The sequence below is a fragment of the Citrobacter sp. Igbk 14 genome (genome assembly GCF_028069825.1).
Lineage (GTDB): Bacteria > Pseudomonadota > Gammaproteobacteria > Enterobacterales > Enterobacteriaceae > Citrobacter.
In genome coordinates, this window is record NZ_JANEWM010000031.1 from 1 (window position 1) to 24388 (window position 24388).

25 protein-coding genes and 1 other annotated feature are annotated in these 24388 nt (G+C 52.1%); of the genes, 8 read left to right on the top strand and 17 right to left on the bottom strand.

Features of this window, described 5'->3' with window-relative positions:
- Window positions 1-109 precede the first annotated feature (109 nt).
- From NNN64_RS13400 to satP, 3 genes are all read left to right on the top strand, one after another.
- Window positions 110-514 (top strand): DUF2541 family protein, encoded by a 405-nt coding sequence (locus NNN64_RS13400; RefSeq protein ID WP_271441686.1) that lies wholly within the window; start codon window positions 110-112, stop codon window positions 512-514.
- Between the two features lie 26 nt (window positions 515-540).
- Window positions 541-1254, top strand: coding sequence for an acidic protein MsyB (gene msyB, locus NNN64_RS13405; protein ID WP_271441687.1), 714 nt, complete (start codon window positions 541-543; stop codon window positions 1252-1254).
- Between the two features lie 149 nt (window positions 1255-1403).
- Window positions 1404-1970, top strand: a complete 567-nt coding sequence (gene satP / locus NNN64_RS13410) for an acetate uptake transporter (protein WP_137383779.1) — start codon at window positions 1404-1406, stop codon at window positions 1968-1970.
- A 33-nt stretch (window positions 1971-2003) separates the two neighbouring features.
- Here the strand turns inward: satP and NNN64_RS13415 are convergent, their stop codons facing one another.
- From NNN64_RS13415 to tal, 3 genes are all read right to left on the bottom strand, one after another.
- Complete coding sequence (locus tag NNN64_RS13415; RefSeq protein ID WP_271441688.1) at window positions 2004-3311, bottom strand: MFS transporter; 1308 nt, start codon at window positions 3309-3311, stop codon at window positions 2004-2006.
- 123 nt (window positions 3312-3434) lie between these two features.
- On the bottom strand, window positions 3435-4022 hold the full coding sequence (gene mog, locus NNN64_RS13420; protein WP_003018973.1) for a molybdopterin adenylyltransferase: 588 nt from the start codon (window positions 4020-4022) through the stop codon (window positions 3435-3437).
- Between the two features lie 110 nt (window positions 4023-4132).
- Window positions 4133-5086: a transaldolase gene (gene tal, locus NNN64_RS13425; RefSeq protein ID WP_137383782.1), complete on the bottom strand. Its 954-nt coding sequence runs from the start codon at window positions 5084-5086 to the stop codon at window positions 4133-4135.
- A gap of 274 nt (window positions 5087-5360) precedes the next feature.
- Between tal and NNN64_RS13430 the strand changes: the two genes are divergently transcribed.
- Window positions 5361-6791 carry an alanine/glycine:cation symporter family protein gene (locus NNN64_RS13430; RefSeq protein WP_271441689.1) on the top strand — a complete coding sequence of 477 codons (1431 nt, stop codon included), beginning with the start codon at window positions 5361-5363 and terminating at the stop codon, window positions 6789-6791.
- A 77-nt stretch (window positions 6792-6868) separates the two neighbouring features.
- The gene (gene yaaA / locus NNN64_RS13435; protein WP_271441690.1) at window positions 6869-7642 is read left to right on the top strand and encodes a peroxide stress protein YaaA; all 774 of its coding nucleotides are present in this window, start codon (window positions 6869-6871) and stop codon (window positions 7640-7642) included.
- A gap of 46 nt (window positions 7643-7688) precedes the next feature.
- Here yaaA and NNN64_RS13440 read toward each other — a convergent pair whose 3' ends face one another.
- From NNN64_RS13440 to yjjY, 7 genes are all read right to left on the bottom strand, one after another.
- Entirely contained in the window at window positions 7689-8006 is a 318-nt protein-coding gene (locus tag NNN64_RS13440; RefSeq protein WP_271441691.1) for a DUF2502 domain-containing protein, read from the bottom strand.
- Between the two features lie 267 nt (window positions 8007-8273).
- Window positions 8274-9560 carry a threonine synthase gene (gene thrC / locus NNN64_RS13445; protein WP_271441692.1) on the bottom strand — a complete coding sequence of 429 codons (1287 nt, stop codon included), beginning with the start codon at window positions 9558-9560 and terminating at the stop codon, window positions 8274-8276.
- 3 nt (window positions 9561-9563) lie between these two features.
- The gene (gene thrB, locus NNN64_RS13450) at window positions 9564-10493 is read right to left on the bottom strand and encodes a homoserine kinase (protein ID WP_271441693.1); all 930 of its coding nucleotides are present in this window, start codon (window positions 10491-10493) and stop codon (window positions 9564-9566) included.
- A gap of 1 nt (window position 10494) precedes the next feature.
- Window positions 10495-12957 (bottom strand): bifunctional aspartate kinase/homoserine dehydrogenase I, encoded by a 2463-nt coding sequence (gene thrA / locus NNN64_RS13455; protein WP_271441694.1) that lies wholly within the window; start codon window positions 12955-12957, stop codon window positions 10495-10497.
- A gap of 23 nt (window positions 12958-12980) precedes the next feature.
- Window positions 12981-13107: a sequence feature (Thr leader region), on the bottom strand.
- On the bottom strand, window positions 13037-13102 hold the full coding sequence (gene thrL, locus NNN64_RS13460) for a thr operon leader peptide (RefSeq protein ID WP_032337689.1): 66 nt from the start codon (window positions 13100-13102) through the stop codon (window positions 13037-13039). Its footprint overlaps the feature before it by 66 nt.
- A 329-nt stretch (window positions 13108-13436) precedes the next feature.
- The gene (locus tag NNN64_RS13465; protein ID WP_271441695.1) at window positions 13437-14123 is read right to left on the bottom strand and encodes a tRNA/rRNA methyltransferase; all 687 of its coding nucleotides are present in this window, start codon (window positions 14121-14123) and stop codon (window positions 13437-13439) included.
- Between the two features lie 399 nt (window positions 14124-14522).
- Entirely contained in the window at window positions 14523-14663 is a 141-nt protein-coding gene (gene yjjY, locus NNN64_RS13470) for a protein YjjY (RefSeq protein ID WP_001541509.1), read from the bottom strand.
- Window positions 14664-14758: 95 nt separating this feature from the next.
- Here yjjY and arcA point away from each other — a divergent pair, with 95 nt between their 5' ends.
- Window positions 14759-15475 (top strand): two-component system response regulator ArcA, encoded by a 717-nt coding sequence (arcA, locus tag NNN64_RS13475; protein ID WP_001194359.1) that lies wholly within the window; start codon window positions 14759-14761, stop codon window positions 15473-15475.
- A 60-nt stretch (window positions 15476-15535) separates the two neighbouring features.
- Here arcA and creD read toward each other — a convergent pair whose 3' ends face one another.
- From creD to creA, 4 genes are read right to left on the bottom strand one after another with little or no spacing between them, the layout of a single operon-like run.
- Window positions 15536-16882, bottom strand: coding sequence for a cell envelope integrity protein CreD (gene creD / locus NNN64_RS13480; protein WP_271441696.1), 1347 nt, complete (start codon window positions 16880-16882; stop codon window positions 15536-15538).
- 57 nt (window positions 16883-16939) lie between these two features.
- Window positions 16940-18364: a two-component system sensor histidine kinase CreC gene (gene creC / locus NNN64_RS13485; RefSeq protein WP_271441697.1), complete on the bottom strand. Its 1425-nt coding sequence runs from the start codon at window positions 18362-18364 to the stop codon at window positions 16940-16942.
- Window positions 18364-19053: a two-component system response regulator CreB gene (gene creB / locus NNN64_RS13490; RefSeq protein WP_271441698.1), complete on the bottom strand. Its 690-nt coding sequence runs from the start codon at window positions 19051-19053 to the stop codon at window positions 18364-18366. The genes creC and creB overlap by 1 nt, the downstream gene beginning before the upstream one ends.
- Window positions 19054-19065: 12 nt before the next feature.
- Complete coding sequence (gene creA / locus NNN64_RS13495) at window positions 19066-19539, bottom strand: protein CreA (RefSeq protein ID WP_271441699.1); 474 nt, start codon at window positions 19537-19539, stop codon at window positions 19066-19068.
- Between the two features lie 211 nt (window positions 19540-19750).
- Here creA and robA point away from each other — a divergent pair, with 211 nt between their 5' ends.
- On the top strand, window positions 19751-20620 hold the full coding sequence (gene robA / locus NNN64_RS13500; RefSeq protein WP_137383794.1) for an MDR efflux pump AcrAB transcriptional activator RobA: 870 nt from the start codon (window positions 19751-19753) through the stop codon (window positions 20618-20620).
- Here the strand turns inward: robA and gpmB are convergent.
- Window positions 20617-21264, bottom strand: coding sequence for a 2,3-diphosphoglycerate-dependent phosphoglycerate mutase GpmB (gene gpmB / locus NNN64_RS13505; RefSeq protein WP_271441700.1), 648 nt, complete (start codon window positions 21262-21264; stop codon window positions 20617-20619). The two genes, robA and gpmB, sit on opposite strands and share 4 nt — an antisense overlap.
- 71 nt (window positions 21265-21335) lie before the next feature.
- Between gpmB and yjjX the strand changes: the two genes are divergently transcribed.
- Window positions 21336-21851, top strand: coding sequence for an inosine/xanthosine triphosphatase (gene yjjX / locus NNN64_RS13510; RefSeq protein ID WP_271441701.1), 516 nt, complete (start codon window positions 21336-21338; stop codon window positions 21849-21851).
- A gap of 100 nt (window positions 21852-21951) precedes the next feature.
- Here the strand turns inward: yjjX and trpR are convergent, their stop codons facing one another.
- On the bottom strand, window positions 21952-22278 hold the full coding sequence (gene trpR / locus NNN64_RS13515; protein ID WP_271441702.1) for a trp operon repressor: 327 nt from the start codon (window positions 22276-22278) through the stop codon (window positions 21952-21954).
- 91 nt (window positions 22279-22369) lie between these two features.
- Window positions 22370-24307, bottom strand: coding sequence for a murein transglycosylase (gene sltY, locus NNN64_RS13520; RefSeq protein WP_271441703.1), 1938 nt, complete (start codon window positions 24305-24307; stop codon window positions 22370-22372).
- Between the last annotated feature and the right edge of the window lie 81 nt (window positions 24308-24388).

Genomic DNA, 24388 nt, shown 5'->3' on the forward strand with positions numbered 1-24388 from the left:
CACCAAAAAATTGTAATAAAAAGAAAAGATTACAGGAATGAATCGTTTTTCTGGCAGCGTTAAGATGACGGCAACGAACACATTTTTGAATCCGTCAAAGAGAAACACCATGAAAGCCGCATTAACGCTTCCCGCCAGCCTGTTGGCGGGTCTTCTACTGAGCAGCGCCGCGCACGCTAACGATCATAAAGTTCTCGGCATGATTGCGATGCCCAGAAATGAAACCAACGACCTGGCACTAAAAATCCCCGTTTGTCGCGTAGTGAAACGCATCCAGCTCACCGCCGACCGTGGCGATATTCATCTGAACGGTGCATCTGTTTATTTCAAAGCTGCACGCATGTCCAGTCAAAGCCTGAATGTCCCCTCATCCATTAAAGAGGGACAGACCACCAATTGGATCAATATTAATAGCGACAACGACAACAAACGCTGTGTATCCAAAATTACCTTCTCTGGTCAGTCGGTAAACTCATCTGATATGGCGACATTGAAAATCATTGGCGACGACTAATCCCTTCTGCATAAGTAGAACTCAGTATGAATGTCACGTATTTGAACGACGACGATCTCGCTTTTCTCCAGCATTGTAGTGAAGAGCAGCTCGCCGACATTACGCGTTTACTTACCCACAACGAAAAAGGGAAAGCCCGTCTGTCGAGCGTTCTGAGTCATAACGAATTGTTTAAATCGATGGAAGGACACCCGGAACAGCACCGCCGCAACTGGCAATTAATCGCTGGCGAGCTTCAACATTACGGCGGTGACAGTATTGCCAACAAATTGCGCGGGCACGGGAAATTATACCGGGCGATTTTGCTGGATGTCTCAAAGCGGCTAAAGCTCAAAGCAGATAAAGAGATGTCTACGTTCGAAATTGAACAATATCTGCTGGAACATTTTTTGCGAAATACCTGGCAAAAAATGGATGCTGAGCATAAGCAAGAATTTCTGCAGGCGGTCGATGCAAAAGTCTCCGAGCTGGAAGAACTGTTGCCGCTATTAATGAAAGACCGCAATCTGGCGAAAGGAGTGTCTCACCTGCTCTCCGGCCAGTTATCCCGGATTCTGCGTACGCACGCTGCTGTTAGCGTCATCGGACACGGACTCCTGCGCGGCGCAGGGCTTGGAGGCCCAGTGGGTGCAGCCTTAAACGGGGTAAAAGCCGTGAGTGGAAGTGCCTATCGGGTCACCATTCCGGCCGTGCTGCAAATCGCCTGTCTGCGCCGAATAATCAACACCTCACAAGCGTGATGCTCGTCACAGGGGAAAATAATTCATTTTCCCTTCGTTAGATCATAGACAGTGCCCTCTCCCCTGATTATCATGCCGCGCCCCGAAGACTGTGATCGTTATTCGGGGAAACTATTTCACCATTCAATCAATGATGATTTTGAGGAATTATGGGCAACACTAAGTTGGCTAATCCGGCACCGCTGGGCCTGATGGGCTTTGGCATGACCACCATTCTGCTTAACCTGCACAACGCGGGTTTCTTCGCCTTTGACGTTATTATTCTGGCGATGGGAATTTTCTACGGCGGTATCGCGCAAATTTTTGCCGGCCTGCTGGAATATAAAAAAGGCAATACCTTCGGTTTAACCGCCTTTACCTCCTACGGTTCTTTCTGGCTGACGCTGGTTGCGATCCTGATCATGCCGAAAATGGGCCTGGCAGAGGCAACAAATGGTCAGTTCCTGGGCGTATACCTGGGTCTGTGGGGCGTGTTCACTCTGTTCATGTTCTTCGGAACGTTGAAAGCCGCCCGTGCATTACAGTTTGTCTTCCTGAGCCTGACGGTGCTGTTCGCGCTGCTGGCTGTTGGCAACATTGTCGGTAACGAAGCCATTATCCATGTTGCAGGTTGGGTTGGCCTGGTGTGTGGCGCAAGCGCCGTTTACCTGGCGATGGGTGAAGTACTGAACGAACAGTTTGGTCGTACCATCCTGCCGATTGGTGAAGCGCACTAATCGACGTTATCCCCCCTTACGGGGGGATATTCCTTACAAGCGCTGTAGCTCCCCCTGCACGCTCGCATCACGATGATAAATATCCTGTCGCAGCCAAATCCCCAGACCTAATCCCACCAGCGACAACGCCAGCACATACCAGGCCGGAGCCATTGGCGACACGCTCATTAGCATTGTTACTGCAATCGGCGTCAGACCACCAAAAATGGCATAGGAAACGTTGTAGGAAAAGGAGATGCCGGTAAAGCGCACTTCTGCTGGGAACGCCCGCACCATGACATAAGGTACTGCACCCACAACACCAACACACAACCCCACCAGCCCGTACAACAGGAAGAGATACTCAGGGTGGCTACCGGTCAGGTGATAGAAGAACCAGCTGGAACAGGCCAGCAGCAGGCTACCGATAATAAAGGTTTTGCTGGCACCAACCCTGTCGACAATAAATCCAGCCAGCAGACACCCAATACACAGCATAATGGTGGCGACACTGTTCGCCTGTAACGTCAGCGCGGGGGCAAACCCATACTGTTTCTGCAACCAGACGGGCGACATCAGAATCACCACCACAATCCCGGCTGATAACAACCAGGTCAGCAGCATTGAAATGACCACGGCCTTTTTATGTTTACTGACTACCGACTTCACCGGCAGTTCCTGCGCCAACGCCTTACGTTGCTGCATTTCAAGGAAGATAGGTGTTTCCTGCAGCCAACGACGCAAATACATCGCCACCAGCCCAAACGCCCCGCCCAACAGGAAAGGGATACGCCAGCCGTAGTCATGCACTGCCTGCTGCGTCAGCGTGGTATTCACCAGCGTCGCAACCACCGAACCTAACAAAATCCCCACCGTCAGCCCAGCAGTCAACGTTCCGCATGCGATGCCAATGCGACGTTCCGGTACATGTTCAGCCACAAATACCCACGCCCCCGGAACTTCGCCACCAATGGCTGCGCCTTGCAAAATACGCATCAACAACAGCAACAGCGGAGCCAGGATCCCCATTGAGGCGTAAGTGGGTAGCAAACCAATTGCCAGTGTTGGTATTGCCATCAGCAAAATGCTCAGGGTGAACATTTTCTTGCGCCCGACCAGATCGCCAAAGTGCGCCATGATGATGCCGCCGAGCGGACGCGCCAGATAGCCTGCGGCAAAAATACCGAAGGTTTGCACCTGACGTAGCCATTCCGGGATGTCTGTGGGGAAAAAGAGTTCGCCAACGACGGCGGCAAAGAAGACAAAAATAATGAAATCATAAAACTCCAACGCTCCACCGAGGGCAGCAAGCGTTAGGGTTTTATAATCCTGGCGATTCAGCGGTCGAGAATGTTGTGACATAGCAAACCATGAGTCAGTGGAGTCATTGAACGTTTTGGCGATATGTGTAAATCAAAAATTACTATATCGTAAACAATTCAATACTCCACCGCGTTTGCCATTTATATCACGAATAGACTACTTTCAGGCGTTTGTATCGCGTATTGCGCTTTTAGGGCGAAAAGATGCTACGACAGCGGGCGCAGTTTCCACATACGGCCCATCCAGCAACTGTATACAATACGGTACACTTGCAAAGATACCCGGCACGATAACCTTACCGTCAGCATCTTTTACGCCTTCGAGCGTTTCTTTGATCGATTTCGGCTGCCCAGGCAGATTCAGGATCAGCGCCTGCTTGCGAATGACCCCAACCTGACGGGAAAGGATCGCCGTCGGTACAAAGTGCAAACTAATCTGGCGCATTTGCTCACCAAACCCAGGCATTTGGCGATCGGCAACAGCCAGCGTGGCATCAGGCGTCACATCGCGGCGTGCCGGACCGGTACCACCGGTGGTCAGCACCAGATGGCAGCTCATTTCATCAACCAGTTCACATAACGTTTGCTCAATGATCGCCTGCTCATCCGGGATTAACCGCGTTTGCAGCTCAAAGGGGGTAGTCAGAGCCGATGCCAGCCACTCTTCAAGAGCAGGGATACCCTTATCCTGGTAAACGCCACTGGAGGCGCGATCGGAAATGGAAACCAGGCCAATGCGTAAAGTGTTCATGATTATTCCGTTTAAACAGTCTCGTTAAACAGAATGATACACTGCGAAGGGAAGGACAGACAGGTTTCAGAAGAGGTAGCGTGACCCATATCAGGGCCACGCCTTAATGATTACAGCAGATCGCCGATCATTTTTTCCAGTTTACCCTGGTCTACAGCAAACTTACGGATACCGTCCGCCAGTTTGTCTACAGCCATCGGATCCTGGTTGTGCTGCCACAGGAACTCAGCTTCAGTGATGCGTGCAGGACGCGCTTTCACTTCGCCAGAGAAGGACAGTTTACGTTCGATAGCGCCTTCGCTTTCCGCCAGCTCTTTCAGCAGTGCCGGAGCAATCGTCAGACGATCGCAGCCTGCCAGCTCAATGATTTCGCCGATGTTACGGAAGCTTGCGCCCATGACGACGGTTTCGTAACCGTGCTGTTTGTAGTACTCGTAAATTTCCGTTACGGAAACCACACCCGGATCTTCTGCCGGTGCGTACTCTTTCTTGTCAGTATTGGCTTTGTACCAGTCAAGAATACGGCCAACGAACGGAGAAATCAGGTATACGCCAGCTTCAGCACATGCACGCGCCTGCGCGAAGGAGAACAGCAGAGTCAGGTTACAGTTGATACCTTCTTTTTCCAGCTGCTCTGCAGCACGGATACCCTGCCAGGTAGAAGCCAGTTTGATCAGAATGCGATCGTTGCTGATGCCAGCATCGTTGTACAGTTTGATCAGACGTTTCGCTTTCGCGATAGACGCGTCGGTGTCGTAGGACAGGCGAGCATCAACTTCAGTAGAGATACGACCCGGGACCAGTTTCAGGATCTCCAGACCGATATTTACCGCCAGTTTATCCGTCGCGTCGACGATCTGCTGAGCACGATCGTCGCTCTGCTGCTTAGCCCATGCCACAGCGTCATCGATCAGCTTGCGGTATTCTGGGATCTGCGCTGCGTTAAGAATGAGAGAAGGGTTAGTTGTGGCATCCTGAGGCTGATACAGCTTCATTGCCGCGATGTCTCCGGTGTCGGCCACTACTGTGGTGAACTGACGAAGGGAGGTCAATTTGTCCGTCATGATAGCGATTCTCTTTAAACAGCTTGTTAGGGGGATGTAACCGATCTTCCCTGATGATAGCACGACGCACTCTCAGCGCAACCGCCGGGATTGTCCAACTCACTGCTCATTCCCGATTACGCATCTTAAAGCCCCTGATGCGCAATTAAGGGTTATACCCATTGTTATGGTAAACTCCCGCAATCAATCTCCTGACAAGGTATATACTGTTCGATAATTGGTAGCGCTTACATGGGAATATTAGCGCGTACCGGCATCAACAAGAGGGATGTTAATGCCTGATTTTTTCTCGTTTATTAATGAAATACTCTGGGGATCGGTGATGATCTACCTCCTGCTTGGCGCAGGATGTTGGTTCACCTGGCGTACCGGGTTTGTTCAGTTTCGCTACATTCGCCATTTTGGCAAAAGTCTTAAAAACAGCCTCAGCCCACAACCGGGTGGCTTAACCTCGTTTCAGGCATTATGTACCAGTCTCGCTGCTCGTATTGGCAGCGGAAACCTCGCCGGGGTTGCCCTGGCGATCGCCGCGGGTGGCGCAGGGGCCGTCTTCTGGATGTGGGTCTCGGCGATCATTGGCATGGCGACCTCCTTTGCCGAGTGCTCACTCGCGCAACTGTATAAAGAACGCGATAGCAAGGGGCAGTACCGCGGCGGGCCAGCATGGTATATGGCGCGCGGTCTGGGGATGCGCTGGATGGGCGTACTCTTTGCCCTCTTTTTGCTCATCGCATACGGCCTGATTTTTAACAGCGTACAGGCAAACTCTGTCTCCCGCGCATTGGCATTTGCGTTCGACATCCCTCCCCTCGCATCCGGCATCGCTTTGGCGATACTGTCATTCCTGGTGATCATTGGCGGTATTAAAGGTGTTGCTCGTCTGATGCAATGGTTTGTGCCGATCATGGCGCTGCTGTGGGTCGGTTGCAGCATTGCTATCTGTCTTTGGCATATCGGGCAGATCCCCGAGATCATCGTCAACATCGTAAAAAGTGCTTTAGGGTGGCAGGAAGCTGCTGCCGGCGCGGCCGGTTATACGCTGAGTCAGGCCATTGCCAGCGGTTTTCAACGCGGTATGTTCTCTAATGAAGCGGGAATGGGCTCAACACCTAACGCAGCAGCTTCGGCTGCCTCCTGGCCACCGCATCCCGCGGCGCAAGGCATTGTGCAAATGATCGGTGTATTAGGTGATACGCTAATTATCTGCACAGCCAGCGCCATGATTATTCTTCTGGCGGGGAATGGCACAACCTATATTCCAATGGAAGGCATCCAGTTGATGCAGAAGGCCATGGTCTCACTGACCGGCGAATGGGGGGCTGGGTTTGTCGCATTTATTGTGATTCTGTTTGCTTTCAGCTCTATCGTGGCTAACTACATTTATGCGGAAAACAACCTGGTCTTTTTACGTCTGGACAATATCCGGGTTATCTGGCTGTTGCGCATTGCTACCGTCAGTACCGTGATCGCAGGCACCTTAGTCAGTTTCCCGCTAGTCTGGCAGCTCGCCGACATCATCATGGCCTGTATGGCGATAACTAACCTGACGGCGATTCTGCTGCTCTCCCCGGTTGTTCATACCCTTGCCAGCGACTATTTGCGTCAGCGCAAACTCGGTGTACGCCCGGAATTTGATCCGCGCCGTTATCCTGAGATCAGACAACAGCTTGCACCGGATAGCTGGGATGAAACGCCGCGCAGTTAGCGCGGCAATCACAACCATCGATCAATTCTGTCGTTTTTTTTGCTAAAGTCGCAGTAAATCTCCTGCAAGGACTGGATATGCTGATTCTGATTTCACCTGCAAAAACGCTCGACTACCAAAGCCCGCTGGCTACCACACGCCATACGTTGCCTGAACTGCTGGATCACTCCCAACAGTTAATCCACGTGGCGCGTCAACTCTCTGCGCCGCAGATCGGCAAGCTGATGGGAATTAGCGATAAGCTGGCGGATCTGAACGCGACTCGTTTCCATGATTGGCAGCCAGACTTCACACCGGACAATGCGCGTCAGGCTATTCTGGCGTTCAAAGGTGACGTGTACACCGGATTGCAGGCAGAAACCTTCAGCGAAGCGGATTTCGATTTCGCCCAGCAGCACTTACGCATGCTGTCCGGGCTGTATGGCGTTCTGCGCCCACTGGATTTGATGCAACCCTACCGTCTGGAAATGGGCATTCGTCTGGCCAATGCGAAGGGTAAAGACCTCTATCAGTTCTGGGGAGATACTATCACCGATAAGCTTAACGAAGCGTTGGAAGCACAAGGTGATAATGTGGTGATTAACCTCGCCTCAGACGAGTATTTTAAATCCGTGAAGCCGAAAAAACTGAATGCAGAACTGATCAAACCGGTATTCCTTGATGAGAAGAACGGCAAATTCAAAGTCATCAGCTTCTATGCCAAAAAAGCCCGCGGCCTGATGAGTCGCTACATTATTCAACATCGCCTGACGAAGCCTGAGCAACTGACTGCGTTTAACAGCGACGGCTATTTCTTTGATGAAGAGGCATCAGGGAGTGGAGAACTGGTGTTTAAGCGTCACGAGCAATAATGCAGCACATGTCGGATAAGGAGGCACCTTATCCGACAGCACAAACTTAATGGTGCCCGTTCGCTCCCGGACGGTGGTCGTCGCGGCGATCGTCATGCCGATCGTTATGATGATCATCATAGCGATTGTTGTGTGGCTGTGGACGCGGTCCGTGAGGTTGCCAGCGATGATCCCGCCACTCATAGTGTTTTCCCCACCAACCGTGATCGCGCCAGTTCCCGCCATCCCAGTAGTTACCCCGGCTGTCACGATCGCCAATCTGTAATTTAACTGCCGGTACCAGAGTAATTTCAGCCGCCTGCACGGCAAGGGGAGCAACCAGCATCATAGAAAGCGCAAGAAGCACAGGTTTGAATTTTTTCATTGGTGACTCCTTTTTATCATTGCCCTTATCGGGTCGATAAAAGGAGATTACGTGAAGGGAATAGAAGTTATTATTCTCCGCAATCCTAATCTCTAAGTTAGCGCATTTATTGAGAATTTCTCCTTTTTCGCTACCTATTTCCTCCTTATTTTCTCCATAAAAAAAGCCGGGTAAAACCCGACTCAGATTGTTAGCAAGTATCGCCTACCTGTTACCGGATAACAGGTGCCGTCTGCCCGGTAAGCAGAGCGTCACCGGGCACAACAATTAACTGCGGGTCATCATTAACTGACGCAGCGCAGCAAAATCAGCAGGCAGATGGTGAGAGAGCAGCGGTAAATCTGCACGTTCAGCCAGCTCTTTTGGTAGATCCAGCGTGACATTCAGAATCTGTTCAACGCTTTCTTTAAATTTCGCCGGATGTGCGGTGCCAAGGAACAGGCCATATTCGCCCGGATTCAACTGGTCACGCAGTGCACGATACGCCACCGCAGCATGCGGTTCTGAGGTATAACCTTTCTGCTGCAGCTCACGCATGGTGTCCTGCGTTGTTGCATCATCCACAGCGGCATAGCCCAACTCATTCAGGCGCCATATTTTACGGCGGAACAGTTCCTCCACACGCGGCCAGTTGTTTGGCTGGCTAACGTCCATGGCATTCGATAAGGTCGCCTGAGTCGCTTTCGGTGCCCACTCGCCTTCGGCAAGAAAACGTGGAACCGTATCGTTGACGTTGGTAGCCGCAATAAAGCGCTTCACTGGCAAGCCAAGTGATTTCGCCAACAGACCCGCGGTCAGATCGCCAAAGTTACCGCTGGGAACAGAAATAACCAGTTGGTTACGCGCTTCCTGCGGCAGTTGAGCCACGGCTTCAAAGTAGTAGCAGATTTGCGCCAGCAGGCGGCTGATGTTGATGGAGTTAGCGGAATTCAGACCCAAAGCCGCCTTCAGCTCTTCATCATCAAACGCCTGTTTCACCAGTGCCTGGCAGGCATCAAAGTCACCATCAATCGCGACGGTTTCAATATTGCCGCCCAGCGTACAGAACAGTTTCTCCTGCAATGGGCTGATCTTACCATTTGGGTAGAGGATCACCACACGCACATTTTTCAGGCCATAAAAAGCATGTGCAACCGCCGCCCCGGTGTCTCCGGATGTCGCAGTCAGGATAGTCACCGGTTTGTCGCCGCTGATGTGCGTTAGCATTTGCGCCATAAAGCGTCCGCCAAAGTCTTTAAACGCCAGTGTCGGACCATGGAACAGCTCCAGACAGCCGACATCACCTTCGACCTGAGCAACCGGTGCCGGGAAGGCAAACGCCGCACGCACGCGTTCTTCCAGGATCTCTTGTGGGATCTCCGAGCCAATGAATGCGGACAGGATCTTAGCGCTGCGGCTAACGAAGTCCTGGTTCAGCATCTCATCCACTTCTGTCAGATTAAATTCCGGCAGTTCGTGCGGAAAAAACAATCCCTGATTCTTGCCAAGCCCTTGCGTGACGGCCTGCGCAAAGCTGACCTGTTCGTTGTGATCTTTCAGATTATAGAGTTTCATTGATTATCCCAGTACCCGTGCGCCCGCCGTGTCCAGCCGGCAAATATGAACAAAGCCTTCCTGATTTTGCAGGTAATTTTTACCCAGCCAGTCTGCTACGCGCTGTGCCGTATCCGGCTTATCGCATAAGGCGAACAGCGTTGGCCCTGATCCGGAAATGCCGCTGGCCAGCGCGCCGATTTCCGCTACCGCCTGACGTGCCTGACTAAAGCCGGGCAGCAAGCGGGTACGGTATGGCTCAGCAATAACATCTTTCATCAGCTTCGCGGCAAGCCCTGGCTGACGGGAATAGCAGGCATGAATAAACCCTGCCAGATGCCGCCCGTGGGCAATACAGTCCTGACGACGATACTGTGCAGGTAAAATCGCCCGCGCTTCCGCCGTGGAAACTTTAATGCCTGGATACGCCAGTACCCACAGCCACTCATCAAAGCCTGGCACCTGCTGGCTGATAATGCCGTTTTCTTCGATCATTAACTGCATGCCGCCCAAAAAGCACGGGGCGACATTATCGTAGTGAATACTGCCGGAGATACGCCCTTCCAGTTCGCCCATAATCGCCAACAGCCGCGTATCGTTGAGCGGTTTACCACAAAATTCGTTCATCGCCACCAGTGCGGCCACAACGGAACAGGCGCTGGAGCCTAACCCGGAACCAATCGGCATATTTTTTTCCAGCGTCATCGCAACCGGAACAGCTTTACCCAGTTCCTGACAGAAGCGCTCCCAGCACTGATAGACGATATTTTCCCGCGGCGCTGATGGCAGCTTATTCGCAAAGCGCCCCAGGTTATTCAGGCTGAACTGGTCAGCCGCCTCAACCGAGACCACATCACCCAACAGTGAACCATCTACGGGGGTGACCGCCGCGCCAAGCACATCAAACCCGACGCTCATATTGGCACTGGAAGCCGGGGCATAAACTCTCACCATGTCAGACTCCTAACTTCCATGAAAGGGTGCGAAGAAGATCGGCAAATACACCTGCCGCCGTAACATCATTACCCGCACCATATCCGCGCAGCACCAGTGGTAAGGGCTGATAGTAATGGCTGTAGAACGCCAGCGCGTTTTCACCGTTTTTCACTTTGAACAGCGGATCGTTACCATCCACTTCAGCGATTTTCACCCGGCAGACGCCGTTTTCTTCGATATTGCCAACATAGCGCAATACTTTACCCTCATCACGAGCTTTCGCGACGCGAGCGGCAAACTCATCGTCCAGTTGCGACAAATTCGTCATAAACGCGGAAACATCACCAGAATCATCAAATGCTTCTGGCAGCACCGGCTCAATGACAATGTCAGAAAGCTCCAGTTCGCGGCCGGTTTCACGCGCCAAAATCAGGAGTTTACGCGCCACATCCGTACCAGAGAGATCATCACGCGGATCGGGTTCGGTGTAACCCAACTCCCGTGCCAGCGTGGTGGCCTGCGAGAAGCTCATGCCTTCATCCAGCTTGCCGAAAATAAACGACAGCGAACCGGAAAGAATGCCGGAGAATCGTTGCAGTTCATCGCCCGCGCTGAGCAGATTTTGCAAGTTTTCAATAACCGGCAAGCCCGCACCCACGTTGGTGTCGTACAGGAATTTACGACGCGACTTCGCCGCGGCGAAACGCAGCTGATAGTAGTAATCCATCGACGACGTGTTGGCTTTTTTGTTCGGGGTGACCACGTGGAAACCTTCACGCAGGAAATCGGCATATTGGTCTGCCACCGCCTGGCTTGAGGTACAGTCGACGATCACCGGGTTAAGCAGATGGTATTCTTTTACCAGACGGATCAAACGGCCGAGGTTGAAAGGCTCTTTCGCGCACTCCAGTTCCGATTGCCAGTTTTCCAGATTCAGACCGTGGACATTCGTCAGCAAGGCCTTCGAGTTCGCCACACCGCACACGCGCAGATCGATATGTTTGCCCTTCAACCAGCTTTGCTGACGCTTGAGCTGCTCAAGCAGTGCGGAGCCTACACCGCCAACGCCAATCGCAAACACTTCAATCACCTGGTCGGTGTTGAACAGCATCTGATGGGTAACGCGTACGCCGGTGGTCGCGTCATCGTTGTTCACTACCACCGAAATAGAGCGTTCGGACGACCCCTGGGCGATCGCCACGATGTTGATGTTCGCACGAGCCAGCGCGGCGAAGAATTTCGCCGAGATACCGCGTAGCGTACGCATGCCATCACCAACCACTGAGATGATCGCCAGGCGTTCAGTTACAGCCAGTGGCTCCAGCAGCCCTTCTTTCAGCTCGAGGTAGAATTCATCCTGCATCGCCCGCTGCGCCCGTATGCAGTCGCCTTGCGGCACGCAGAAACTGATGCTGTATTCAGAAGAAGACTGCGTGATCAGCACCACTGAGATACCGGCACGAGACATCGCCGCGAAAACGCGAGCCGCCATGCCTACCATGCCTTTCATTCCAGGGCCGGAGACGCTAAACATCGCCATGTTATTGAGGTTAGAAATACCTTTTACCGGCAAATCGTCCTCATCGCTGCTGGCACCGATCAGTGTACCTGGCGCTTGTGGGTTTCCGGTGTTTTTAATCAGGCAAGGGATTTGGAACTGAGCAATCGGGGTAATGGTTCGCGGGTGTAATACTTTGGCGCCAAAGTAAGAAAGCTCCATCGCTTCCTGATAAGACATCGACTTTAACAGCCTGGCATCAGGAACCTGGCGCGGGTCGCAGGTATATACACCGTCAACATCGGTCCAGATCTCACAACAGTCCGCGCGTAAACAGGCAGCCAGCACAGCGGCAGAGTAGTCAGAGCCATTGCGCCCCAACACCACCAACTCACCTTTTTCATTCCCGGCAGTAAAGCCTGCCATCAAAATCATATGATCTGCTGGAATACGGCTGGCTGCGATGCGACGCGTAGATTCGGTGATATCAACGGTAGATTCGAGGTAATGACCTACCGCCAGTAGTTTCTCAACCGGATCGATAACGGTAACGTGATGCCCACGCGCTTCCAGCAGGCCTGCCATGATAGCGATCGACATTTTTTCGCCACGGCAAATAAGCGCAGCGTTAATGCTGTCCGGGCACTGTCCCAGCAGGCTGATACCGTGCAGGACATGTTTAATTTGGGCAAATTCTTGTTCAACGAAGGCTTTAAGCTGTGTCAGCGGGAAGCCCGGCTGCGCGGCGGCGAGGCCAACCAAAAGCTCTGAGAAAATACGTTCGGCGTCACTGATATTGGCTAAAGCGTCCTGACCACCGATGGTCTTCTCAATCATCGCCACCAGATGGTTCGTAATTTTTGCGGGGGCAGAAAGAACAGTCGCGACCTGCCCCTGCCTGGCATTGCTTTCCAGAATATCGGCAACTCGCAGAAAGCGCTCTGCATTTGCCACTGATGTACCGCCGAACTTCAACACTCGCATGGTTTACCTCGTTGCCTTTGGTCGAAAAAAAAGCCCGCACTGTTTAGGTGCGGGCTTTTTCTTGTGTTTCCTGTACGCGTCAGCCCGCACCGTTACCTGTGGTAATGGTGATGGTTGTTGTAATGGTGATGCTGATGCGTTTCATGATGTTGTGTGCTCTGTAATTATGTACCCTAAATAATTCGCGTTGCAGGAAGGCGGCAAGTGAGCGAATCCTCAGGAGCATAGAAAACTATGTGACTGAGGTAAGCGAATGCAGCCAACGCACATGCAACTCGAAGTATGACGGGTAATCTGTCTGTCTTGTATTCTTTTAGGGTTAAAGTATCTGCTGACCTAAGTCAATAAATTTTTAAATTGATCACATTCCGAAACTTGTTCACGAGCGACTGCTTGCCCTTTTATTTTCAACCAATACAGCATGCGCACCCCACTTGAAGTCAGAATCAAACGCTAAAAAACAAAACAAAGAAGACATTTTATTTTGTAATATTTTTTTCGATATCATGTAAAAAACGGTGCAACATTGCTGTATCTCGCTGTCCTAACAACCCCATCCGCTGCTGTAGCCAATCCGTGAGCTTGATATCATCCGCAACGTCCAGCGTGGTTAATAATTGCAAAACCCGGGCACGTAACGCCTGCAACTGAAGCTCATCCGTCACCTCAATGTTTTTTGCCGGTTGTTGTATTAAACCTGCTAATTGATAGCAATACACCATCACCGCCTGACCCAAATTCAGTGAAGGGTAGTCAGCCACCATCGGCACGCCGGTTAGCACATCCGCTAGCGCTAATTCTTCATTTGTCAGCCCCGAATCTTCACGGCCGAACACCAACGCGGCGTGATCCATCCACGTTGATTTTTCCTGCAACAGGGGAACCAGCTCGACCGGAGTGGCGTAATAATGGAACTTCGCGCGGCTACGAGCCGTGGTGGCGATGGTAAAATCAACGTCGTGCAACGCATCGGCTAACGTTGGAAAAACGTTAATATTATCAATAATGTCACCTGAACCATGTGCCACCCATCGCGTCGCAGGCTCCAGATGAGCCTCGCTATCAACGATCCGCAATTGCGTGAATCCCATGGTTTTCATAGCACGCGCTGCCGCGCCAATATTTTCGGCTCTGGCTGGAGCAACCAGAATAATTGTTAAACGCATTTTGATACTCTTTTTGACCGGCCTGCAGATAATTATGTGATGTGCATCAACATATTACGCAGCGCGAATTTACATATTTTTAACAGAAATCACTGAAAAAGCATTTCACATTCAGTAAAAAATGCTAAACTATTTCCTGCCTGTACTATTGCTTTTTATGTTAACAGAAGTTGCATATCCTTCTGTTTATCCATGATAATTTAATTTAGAATGGTTCTCATAGATTGGATTCATTACATTTATTAATTAGCGCGTGCAACTAGTTGTAATATTGCAATTTTGTGATGAAAGCTATCATTTAGATACGTTGATTTCATCAAACTGTTAACGTGCTACAATTGAACTTGATATATGTCAACGAAGCGTAGTTTTATTGGGTGTCCGGTACGTCTTAGCCTGTTATGTTGCTGTTAAAATGGTTAGGATGACAGCCGTTTTTGACACTGTCGGGTCCAGAGGGAAAGTGCCCACGACCAAGCTAATGATGTTGTTGACGTTGATGGAAAGTGCATCAAGAACGCAATTACGTACTTTAGTCATGTTACGCCGATCATGTTAATTTACGACATGCATCAGGCAGGTCAGGGACTTTTGTACTTCCTGTTTCGATTTAGTTGGCAATTTAGGTAGCAAACATGCAGACCCCGCACATTCTTATCGTTGAAGACGAGTTAGTAACACGTAACACGTTGAAAAGCATTTTCGAAGCGGAAGGCTATGATGTATTCGAGGCGACAGATGGCGCGGAAATGCATCAGATCCTCTCTGAATATGACATCAACCTTGTGATTATGGATATCAATCTGCCAGGTAAAAATGGTCTTCTGTTAGCGCGTGAACTCCGCGAACAAGCTAACGTTGCACTGATGTTCCTGACGGGCCGTGATAACGAAGTCGATAAAATTCTCGGCCTCGAAATCGGCGCTGACGATTACATCACCAAGCCGTTTAACCCACGCGAACTGACTATCCGTGCTCGTAACCTGCTGTCCCGTACCATGAATCTGGGCACAGTGAGCGAAGAGCGTCGTAGCGTCGAAAGCTACAAGTTCAATGGTTGGGAGCTGGACATCAACAGCCGCTCTCTGATTGGCCCTGACGGCGAGCAGTATAAACTGCCACGTAGCGAATTCCGTGCCATGCTTCACTTCTGTGAGAATCCGGGCAAGATCCAGTCTCGCGCAGAACTGTTGAAAAAAATGACCGGTCGTGAACTGAAGCCGCATGACCGTACCGTTGACGTAACAATCCGCCGTATTCGTAAGCACTTCGAATCCACGCCGGATACACCAGAAATCATCGCTACCATTCACGGTGAAGGCTACCGTTTCTGCGGCGACCTGCAGGATTAATATCATCCTGACTGGTATAAAAACGGCGCTTTATGCGCCGTTTTTCATTTCACTACGCCCCTATTTCCACAACCGTAATTCATCGTCCTCAGTTGCGTTCTCCGTTTTGGGCTTTGGCTGTGCAAGTGCGTGCCAGTCAAGATGACGCGTCAGGAACATGACCCCACAAAGCGCCAGTAACAGTACACCCGTTCCCAGCAATAAAGCGCTATCCTGCGAACGCAACAGTGCCCACATCACGCCATCCAGTCCCAGCAATGCTGCGGTAAAAAACAGACTGTTACGCCATCCCTGCAGTATCGCCTGTAAATACACGCCGTTCATCAGCGCGCCAATCAGGCTGGCGACAATCCATGCGGCAGTAAAACCAACGTGCTCCGACAGCGCCAACAACAGCAAATAGAACATCACCAGAGATAATCCCACCAACAGATATTGCATCGGGTGCAGTCGAAGGCTGGTCATACTTTCGAGCACAAAGAAAGACATAAAAGTTAGTGTAATCAATAAAATGGCATACTTTGTCGCTCTGTCTGTCAATTGATACTGATCCGCAGGCGTAGCCACAGCGACGCTAAATGCGGGCATACCCTGCCAGCCAATCTTCTCATCGCCAAAGCGCTCTCCCAGATTATTCGCGAACCAGCTACTTTGCCATTGCGCCTTAAATCCTGACTCACTGACTTCACGCTTAGCCGGAAGAAAATCACCGAGGAAGTTAGGATGTGGCCAGTTGCTGGTCACGGTCATTTCGCTATTACGCCCAACCGGGACAACGGAAAAATCACCTGTTCCACTCAGATTAAGCGACAACACGACACTGAGATTTTTTTCCGCCCAGCCGGCGTCCGGTAGCGGAATGTGGATCCCCTGAGCACGACCATCCAATCCTGTACCAGGTTCGACCACCAGCGATGTTCCATTAATCTGCGAAGCCTTCACGACGCCAATACCGCGCGCATCGCCCACCCCAACCACCACAAAAGGTGTGCCGATGGTGATATTGGGATGGTTCAGTTCACTGAGGCGTTCAGCATTAAACTCGGCCTTCACCGACAAATCGTTGTGCCAGACCTGTCCTTCATAAATACCTATCTTACGGGCTTCAACATTCTGGTTACCCTCAACAACCAGCGATTCCGGCAACCAGAAGTGGATGTAGCTACGCTTTCGCTGGATCTGTTTGTCACCTTCCAGCTCGGTATACAGTTCCGTCACCGGGACGGCAATCAGCGGACCTACCACCTTTTGCGGTCCGCTGGTGCTCTGTCGGATAGCATCTTCTACCTCACTACGATAGTCCGACCGCTCAACAATTATCTGCCTGACCATCGTCAGTGGAATTAACAGCAGCAGCATAGCGCCACCTAAGGTGACTATTTTCCAAAACAGGGGTGATTTAAACATAGCGTTCTCCTTTGCGATGTCAGCAAGGTAGAACAGCTATGTGCGGGGAATTTGAAGTTATGTGAAGTGACGGTGAAGTGTAAACGAGGCCTGCACCCCGCCTTCTGACCGGTTGCACAACGCCACGTCACCTCGATGCAATCGCGCAACCTCACTGACAAACGCCAGCCCCAGCCCACTGCTTTTATGCCCATTCTCGCGGGGCAGCGAATAGAAGCGCTCAAAAATACGCGGCAACGCAAAGTCAGGTATGCCACTGCCGTTATCACTGACCTGTATTGTGACGCGGTCCTCCTGCGAATGCGCGCTCAATACAATTGTCCCGTTCTCCGGCGTAAAATCGATGGCGTTATCCAGCAGATTACCCAACGCCTGCTCCAGCAGTGCGGCATCGGCGTCAACCGTCAGCGATGAAGGTACGACGGTAAGCGTGATGTTTTTTGCGGCCAGTTGCACGCTACGGGCTTCACGAAGCTGAGTGAACAGCACGTCCGTTGTGACGGGCGTGAGCCTAATATCCTGCCGGTTCTCCAGTCTGGCCTGGCGTAACAGCGTTTCGACCAGCACCTGCATGCGCGCATTCTGCGTCAAAATATTATCGGTAAATCGCGCGGCCACACCGGACGGCGGGCCTTCGCGCAAAATTTCTGCCGCGCCGCGAATCGCCGCCAGCGGGCTTTTTAGCTCATGCGTCAACGCATAGACGTACTGCTCAATGTAATTCTTGCCCTCCAGCTTAAGCCGCATACTTTCCAGCGCCTGCGCCAGCTTACGTAGCTCACTGCTACCAAGATCAGGAAGCGCAACGGGGCGATTCTCAGTGACAGAATCAGCATAGCGTGCCAGCCGCGCGATAGACCGATTTATCCACCATACCATTCCTGCGCCAATCATTAAGGCGATCCCCAGTAACACGGCGCTGGCCCACAGTATTCGCCGCTCGCTACGCTGAATAACAGGAGCCATTGCCGCATTTGGTTTGCCGACACTGAGCACACCAATAATACGTCCGCGGTCAACAATCGGTGCGGCAACATACATCACCGAACTTTCCGGATCGGCCGGGTTCTGTGGCGTACTTCGTGCGCCATACTGCCCACGCAGCGTTAACCATACGTCGTTCCAGCGAGAATAATCTTCGCCTACGGCTTTGTTGGCGGAATCAAACACCACCTTGCCCTGCGCGTCCGTCATGTAGACGTGATACTCATTGCGCACTTTGTTAATACCACTGATATTGGCGCGAAAAGGACGATCATGCAGTTGCGAAAATGCCTGCGCCAACCTGCCGTGGGAGGGAGAGCCAGAAAGCAAATCATCACGCGCCAGCGCGGCCAGCAGCGTAGCGGTATCAATCAACGTACCTTCCGTCGCACGACGAACGCCGGGCTTAATCTCCTGTACAAAGATGGACAGAACGAACCAGGCGGCAACGGCGACAATCAGAAAGTAGCCCAGCAGCAAACGCATGCCAATGCGCATCAGGTGCTCCTCAGGCTGTATCCCATACCACGATGTGTATTAATCGGTGAGCACTCCGGGTTGACGGCCCGCAGTTTGGCACGCAGCGTTTTAATGTGCGTGTCTACCGTTCGGTCAAAAGTATCCTGGGCATCGGCCCAGACTAAATCCATTAACTGTTGGCGTGAGTAGACGCGTCCCGGCGACAGCAGTAATGTTTTCAGCAACAAGAATTCATAGCGTGTCAGATTTAACGGCATACCAAACCAGGTAATCTGTGCGGCAAGCTCATTGAGTTCAAAATCACCGCACCGCGTCGCCGGTGGAGGCGTGGAGAATTTTTTCACCCGCCGCAGCAACGTACGCACGCGGGCGCACACCTCACGCGGAGAGAAGGGTTTCGCCACATAATCATCCGCACCGATTTCCAGCCCCAGCAGGCGATCGACTTCATCGCTACGCGCAGTCAGAAAGAGGATTGGCAATGCCGGGTGACGTTCCAGTAATCGCCGGCACAGTTCAAAGCCGCTGATATCCGGGAGTCCGACATCCAGAATGATCGCATCCGGACATCTTTGGCGTGATTTTTCCAGCACGGGCAATCCACGCTCAAAGGCTTCAACGCTAAAACCTTCCTGCTGCAGCATGTAGATAAGCGTATCCGCAATCCCCTGCTCGTCCTCAACCAACCAGATCAGCGCCTGTTGCATTTTGCCTACCTGTTATCGCTGCCACGGCATGATGGGTACCGCGCTGATAGCATTTTTGGGCGATCCATCAACCACCTTATCTGAATAGGCCAGATAGGCCAGCGTGTTGCGTTTCGCATCATAAAAACGCACGACCTGTAAGGATTTAAACACCAGAGACGTACGTTTCTTAAAGACCACCTCGCCCTGGGCTTTGCCGTTTTTAATTCTGTCGCTCAGCTCCACCGGCCCCACTTGCTGACAGGAGATAGCCGCGTCGGAAGTATCTTCAGCCAAACCAAGCCCACCTTTAATGCCACCCGTTTTGGCGCGGCTAACGTAGCAGGTCACATTAGTGACATCAGGATCATCAAATGCCTCGACCACAATTTTATGATCCGGTCCAAACATTTTGAACACGGTATCGACAGATCCAATCTGCTCCGCATGGGCAACCTGCGTCATCATCAGCAGAATTGAGGAAATGACTAAGCTCTTATATTTCATATTGTTACCATTCTTAAATGTTACTCTGTGTAATTATTAGACATTCTAAGATAAAACGTATACAGATCACAGGATTACAATAATCACGCTTTCGTATGTGCGAAAAAAGCACTTATGAGCAAAAAAAACACTGAATGCTAAAACAGCAAAAAATGCTATTATCCTCATACCTGACGTCAGGTACTCGTTGTTGAAAGGATGAGGATATTTTATGGATCAGGCTGGCATTATTCGCGACCTCTTAATCTGGCTGGAAGGCCATCTGGATCAGCCTTTGTCGCTTGACAATGTGGCGGCAAAAGCAGGCTATTCCAAGTGGCATCTGCAGAGAATGTTCAAGGACGTGACGGGCCACGCTATTGGCGCCTATATCCGTGCTCGTCGTTTATCGAAGTCCGCAGTGGCGCTACGCCTGACTGCGCGTCCAATACTGGACATCGCCCTACAGTATCGCTTCGATTCTCAACAGACGTTTACCCGCGCGTTCAAAAAGCAATTTTCCCAGACGCCTGCGCTGTATCGTCGTTCACCGGAATGGAGCGCTTTCGGTATTCGCCCTCCGATGCGCCTCGGGGAATTTGCCATGCCAGCGCATGAATTCGTCACGCTGGAAGATACACCATTGCTGGGTACCACGCAGAGTTATTCCTGCTCGCTTGAGCAGATTTCAGATTTCCGTCATGAAATGCGGATCCAGTTCTGGCGCGACTTCCTTGCTCAGGCTCCTGCGATCCCGCAGGTTCTGTACGGACTCAATGAAACGCGTCCCAGCATTGAGAAAGATGACGAACAGGAAGTGTTTTATACCACCGCGCTCACACCAGAGCAGGCCAACGGATACGTGCAGTCGGCGCAACCCATCCTGTTACAGGGCGGCGAGTATGTGATGTTTACCTATGAGGGTCTGGGGACGGGCGTGCAGGAGTTTATCCTGACGGTGTACGGCACCTGCATGCCAATGCTGAACCTGACTCGCCGTAAAGGGCAGGATATAGAGCGATACTACCCGGCAGAAGATGCCAAAGCGGGAGATCGCCCTATTAACCTGCGCTGCGAATTCCTGATTCCTATCCGCCGTTAACGCTGTAGTTCATCCAACGCAGGGGCATCCAGATGCGAGATGTCCCCTGCCGTTTCAACCACCCAGCCCGGTGCCAGCCATAAACTTTCCTGGTAATCGACACGAGAAATAGAGCAGTTGCGCAGACGCAAACGACGCTCAGCCCATGCAGGCAATCCCAGAATAGTACTCACCAGGCAGCCCAGCGCAATACCATGGCTCACCAGCAATGGACGACTCCCCGGCGGCAGTTCCAGGCAGGATGCCAGCGCCGCGTTGACACGATCGCTCAGTTCCTGCATCGATTCCCCTTCCGGAATACGACCATCCACCGTACCGTTCACCAACTGACGACGCCAGCCCTCTTCTTCTGGGGTCAGTGTATCGATATGGCGTTTTTCCAGCACGCCCATATTGAGTTCACGCAGGCGCGCATCATAAGTGATCTCACAGCCACACGCCTGAGCGATAATTTCTGCAGTGCGTCGTGTACGACCTAAATCGCTACTGATAACGTGCGTAATGCCAAACGAGCGGGCGCGTTCACCAACCTGCATGGCTTGCTGCTCACCTTTAGCGGTCAGTGGGCTGTCTGACTGGCCTTGAATACGTCGCTCGGCGTTCCACTGCGTTTCACCATGGCGAACAAGGTATACCTGTAACATGCTTTTTTTCCGTTATATACTCGTCGTACTTTGAGTAGACTCTGCGATGAATTTTCAAACTGAGCTTAATTATGCACAAGGTTATCTCTGCGACCACCAATCCTGCCAAAATTCAGGCAATTCTGCGGGCATTTGAAGAGATTTTCGGGGAAGGATCCTGCCATATTGAACCCATCGCCGTCGAGAGTGGCGTGCCGGAACAGCCTTTTGGAAACCAGGAAACGCGCACTGGCGCACGAAATCGCGTTGATAACGCGCGCCGCCTGCACCCGCAGGCTGATTTCTGGGTCGCTATTGAAGCGGGAATTGACGATGACGCCACCTTCAGTTGGGTGGTAATTGATAACGGTATCCAGCGTGGCGAAGCCCGTTCTGCTACGCTGCCATTGCCTGCCGTCATTCTCGACAGAGTACGCCTGGGTGAAGCGCTCGGTCCGGTGATGTCGGATTACACGGGTATTGATGAGATTGGCCGTAAGGAGGGCGCAATTGGCGTCTTTACCGCGGGCAAACTGACACGTTCGAGCGTCTATCACCAGGCGGTGATTCTGGCGTTAAGCCCATTTCATAACGCGGTGTATCGGTAATTATTTGCGCTATGTTGTAGGCCTGATACGCACAGCGCCATCAGGTATTTCGCTGCAATGTTGCCGGATGGCGGCTTCGCCTTATCCGGCCTACGACGAATCAGCCGTTTTTGAGCAACACCTGCTCCAGCCACTGGCGTAACTCTACGGGTGCCGACTTGAGGCTGTTGGAACCACGCGTAATGGTGGCAATCCCGGCCCCAAGTTCGTTTTTTAGCTCGCGCTGGCTCATCTCACCACGCAACAACTCTTCAATGATGCGCACGCGCGTTCCCAGCGCTTCGCGCTCATCCGGCGTTAACATCAAATTGAGCAGTGGCTGATGTAAATCTTGCTCGTAAGCCTGTTTAAGCAGGTCGACAAAACGTAACCACTCCTGGTGACGCTGTTCTGCCATCGCTGCTGAATAGGGTGATTGCTGGGTCATAAAATGTCGCCATCGTTGCGGGGGGGAAGCGTGCTTGCTTCCCCCTTTTGTACTCTTTAACGAGTACGATAGCATAACACACTCAACGCGATCAGTAACGACGTTGCCATTCTGCGTCGCTCATCAACGTCGGTTTATCCCCGAGGAAATAACGGTAGTATGCATCGTATGCCAGCACGTTCTTCACATATCCTCGCGTTTCCGAGAATGGAATACTTTCGACAAACGCCACGGCATCAATACGACCTGCGCTATTGCCAAGCCAGGTACGAACGCGTCCCGGGCCGGCGTTATACGCCGCAGAAGCAAAGATACGGTTGTTGCCAAATTGCTGGTACACGTACTGCAAATAGCTAGTACCGATGTTGATATTGGTATCAGGATCTAACAACTGATTTGGGTTGCTGTAACCTGGAATCGAGAACATTTTCACCGTATGCGTCGCCGTGCCCGGCATAATCTGCATCAGCCCACTGGCACCTACCGGCGATTTTACTTTCGGGTTCCAGGCGCTTTCCTGACGTGCAATGGCCATCGCATAACTCTGTGGAATATCTTTTCCGCGGGTGTAGCGGGTAAACAGATCCTGGTAAGCCAGCGGGAAGCGCTCTTCCAGATGATCCCACAGCTTACCGGCGATCGTGGCCTGAACGCTCAGATCCCACCAGTGGTTATTAAACGCATAACGCGCCAATTGTGCCTGCTCAGACTTGGCGCGGCTGGTGACCAGGTTCGCCCACTCACTGCGCGCGGTATTGTCCAGGTTCCAGTACATCAGTTCACGAACACGCGCCATTTCCGGCCCCTGAGTCAGGGCAGAGTCAACATTCGCTGGCGCTTTATCCACTTTCAACGCGTACTCTTCTCCCAGCCTTTGCGCGGCCACCATCGGGTAGAAACCGCGCTGCTGCATGAGCTGATGCAGGATCTCTTTCGCTTCATCATTGCGTCCCCGCTCCAGCAGCAGATCCGCCTGCCAGTAGCGCCACTCATCTTTTTCTTTTGCCTCCATTGGCAAACGCGCCAGCCAGGTGTTCAGCCCGCGACGATCGCCGGTTCCCAGCGCCATACGCACGCGGCGCTCCACAAGCGAGGTGGAATTGGAGCGCATAATCGCGTCATCACGCCATTTGGCCTGCTCGTCGGTGACGTCATTGCCCATCAGACGCCAGGCGACAATGTCGCGCAGTTCCTGGGTTTGCTCGTCATTCAACTGCTGCGCCTGCACCAGGGAAGGGATCATCAGGCGAGCGTTTTCCACATCCTGACGCGCCACGCTGGCAAAGGCCACCGCCGCCATCTGTCGGGTGAAATCCGTCGCACCGGTGGTGCGCGCAAAGGTCATCACCGAATTAGGATCGTTCGCCAGTGCGATGATTGCCTGCGCGATTGTCTGATACTGTGCTGGCATCTGTCCGGCCAGCGCGGTCACCAGTCCGGTATTCCCCGCCTTCATCGCCAGACGGATACGTTCCAGATACGCCAGTGGGTCCTGAGTGCCGGAAGCGCGCCATACGCCGAATAATTTGTCACACGCATTCGGCTGGCTTTTGCCGGTTAACCACAACTCTTTTGCGCCCTGCCAGGCCTCTTCGATTTGCCCGGTGCTCCATTTCGCATAGTAGTAGTTACATTGCGCCTCAGTAGTGCCAGGCTTATCCGGGCTAAATGCCAGCAGCCCGCGCCAGTCTTCCCGACGCGCCAGTTCGTTCACAAAACGCGATTGCAGAGTACGTGCCGGTGGGAGCGTCGGGTTAGCGCGCACAAAGTTCGTTACGGTGATGGTAGGCTGATTCATCAAGTCGTCAGTGATCTGGCGATATTCCAGATAGGGGTACAGAGGATAGTTCTTCAGGCCGGGCATCATCTGCTCTACGACGTCCATTTGTCGGTTATCCCAGGCCTGCTTAATTTGCGCATAGCGATTGCGCTGCTCATCCAGGGAATCGGCTCGCGCCACTTGACTGACCGTCAGCAGACATACGCTGGCAGCCAGCAGGCGCCAGGTAAATTGTTTGGCTTTGTCCACAAGCTCTTCCTCTTGTCGTTTACGTCTGTGCAGCATCATGCCGCTTAATTAGTTCATGCTAACCAGACATTGCAGAATGTG

Coding starts and splice junctions, on each gene's coding strand:
- NNN64_RS13400 (WP_271441686.1), top strand. CDS start 110: ATGAAAGCCGCATTAACGCTTCCCGCCAGCCTGTTGGCGGGTCTTCTA.
- msyB (WP_271441687.1), top strand. CDS start 541: ATGAATGTCACGTATTTGAACGACGACGATCTCGCTTTTCTCCAGCAT.
- satP (WP_137383779.1), top strand. CDS start 1,404: ATGGGCAACACTAAGTTGGCTAATCCGGCACCGCTGGGCCTGATGGGC.
- NNN64_RS13415 (WP_271441688.1), bottom strand. CDS start 3,311: ATGTCACAACATTCTCGACCGCTGAATCGCCAGGATTATAAAACCCTA.
- mog (WP_003018973.1), bottom strand. CDS start 4,022: ATGAACACTTTACGCATTGGCCTGGTTTCCATTTCCGATCGCGCCTCC.
- tal (WP_137383782.1), bottom strand. CDS start 5,086: ATGACGGACAAATTGACCTCCCTTCGTCAGTTCACCACAGTAGTGGCC.
- NNN64_RS13430 (WP_271441689.1), top strand. CDS start 5,361: ATGCCTGATTTTTTCTCGTTTATTAATGAAATACTCTGGGGATCGGTG.
- yaaA (WP_271441690.1), top strand. CDS start 6,869: ATGCTGATTCTGATTTCACCTGCAAAAACGCTCGACTACCAAAGCCCG.
- NNN64_RS13440 (WP_271441691.1), bottom strand. CDS start 8,006: ATGAAAAAATTCAAACCTGTGCTTCTTGCGCTTTCTATGATGCTGGTT.
- thrC (WP_271441692.1), bottom strand. CDS start 9,560: ATGAAACTCTATAATCTGAAAGATCACAACGAACAGGTCAGCTTTGCG.
- thrB (WP_271441693.1), bottom strand. CDS start 10,493: ATGGTGAGAGTTTATGCCCCGGCTTCCAGTGCCAATATGAGCGTCGGG.
- thrA (WP_271441694.1), bottom strand. CDS start 12,957: ATGCGAGTGTTGAAGTTCGGCGGTACATCAGTGGCAAATGCAGAGCGC.
- NNN64_RS13465 (WP_271441695.1), bottom strand. CDS start 14,123: ATGCGTTTAACAATTATTCTGGTTGCTCCAGCCAGAGCCGAAAATATT.
- yjjY (WP_001541509.1), bottom strand. CDS start 14,663: ATGACTAAAGTACGTAATTGCGTTCTTGATGCACTTTCCATCAACGTC.
- arcA (WP_001194359.1), top strand. CDS start 14,759: ATGCAGACCCCGCACATTCTTATCGTTGAAGACGAGTTAGTAACACGT.
- creD (WP_271441696.1), bottom strand. CDS start 16,882: ATGTTTAAATCACCCCTGTTTTGGAAAATAGTCACCTTAGGTGGCGCT.
- creC (WP_271441697.1), bottom strand. CDS start 18,364: ATGCGCATTGGCATGCGTTTGCTGCTGGGCTACTTTCTGATTGTCGCC.
- creB (WP_271441698.1), bottom strand. CDS start 19,053: ATGCAACAGGCGCTGATCTGGTTGGTTGAGGACGAGCAGGGGATTGCG.
- creA (WP_271441699.1), bottom strand. CDS start 19,539: ATGAAATATAAGAGCTTAGTCATTTCCTCAATTCTGCTGATGATGACG.
- robA (WP_137383794.1), top strand. CDS start 19,751: ATGGATCAGGCTGGCATTATTCGCGACCTCTTAATCTGGCTGGAAGGC.
- gpmB (WP_271441700.1), bottom strand. CDS start 21,264: ATGTTACAGGTATACCTTGTTCGCCATGGTGAAACGCAGTGGAACGCC.
- yjjX (WP_271441701.1), top strand. CDS start 21,336: ATGCACAAGGTTATCTCTGCGACCACCAATCCTGCCAAAATTCAGGCA.
- trpR (WP_271441702.1), bottom strand. CDS start 22,278: ATGACCCAGCAATCACCCTATTCAGCAGCGATGGCAGAACAGCGTCAC.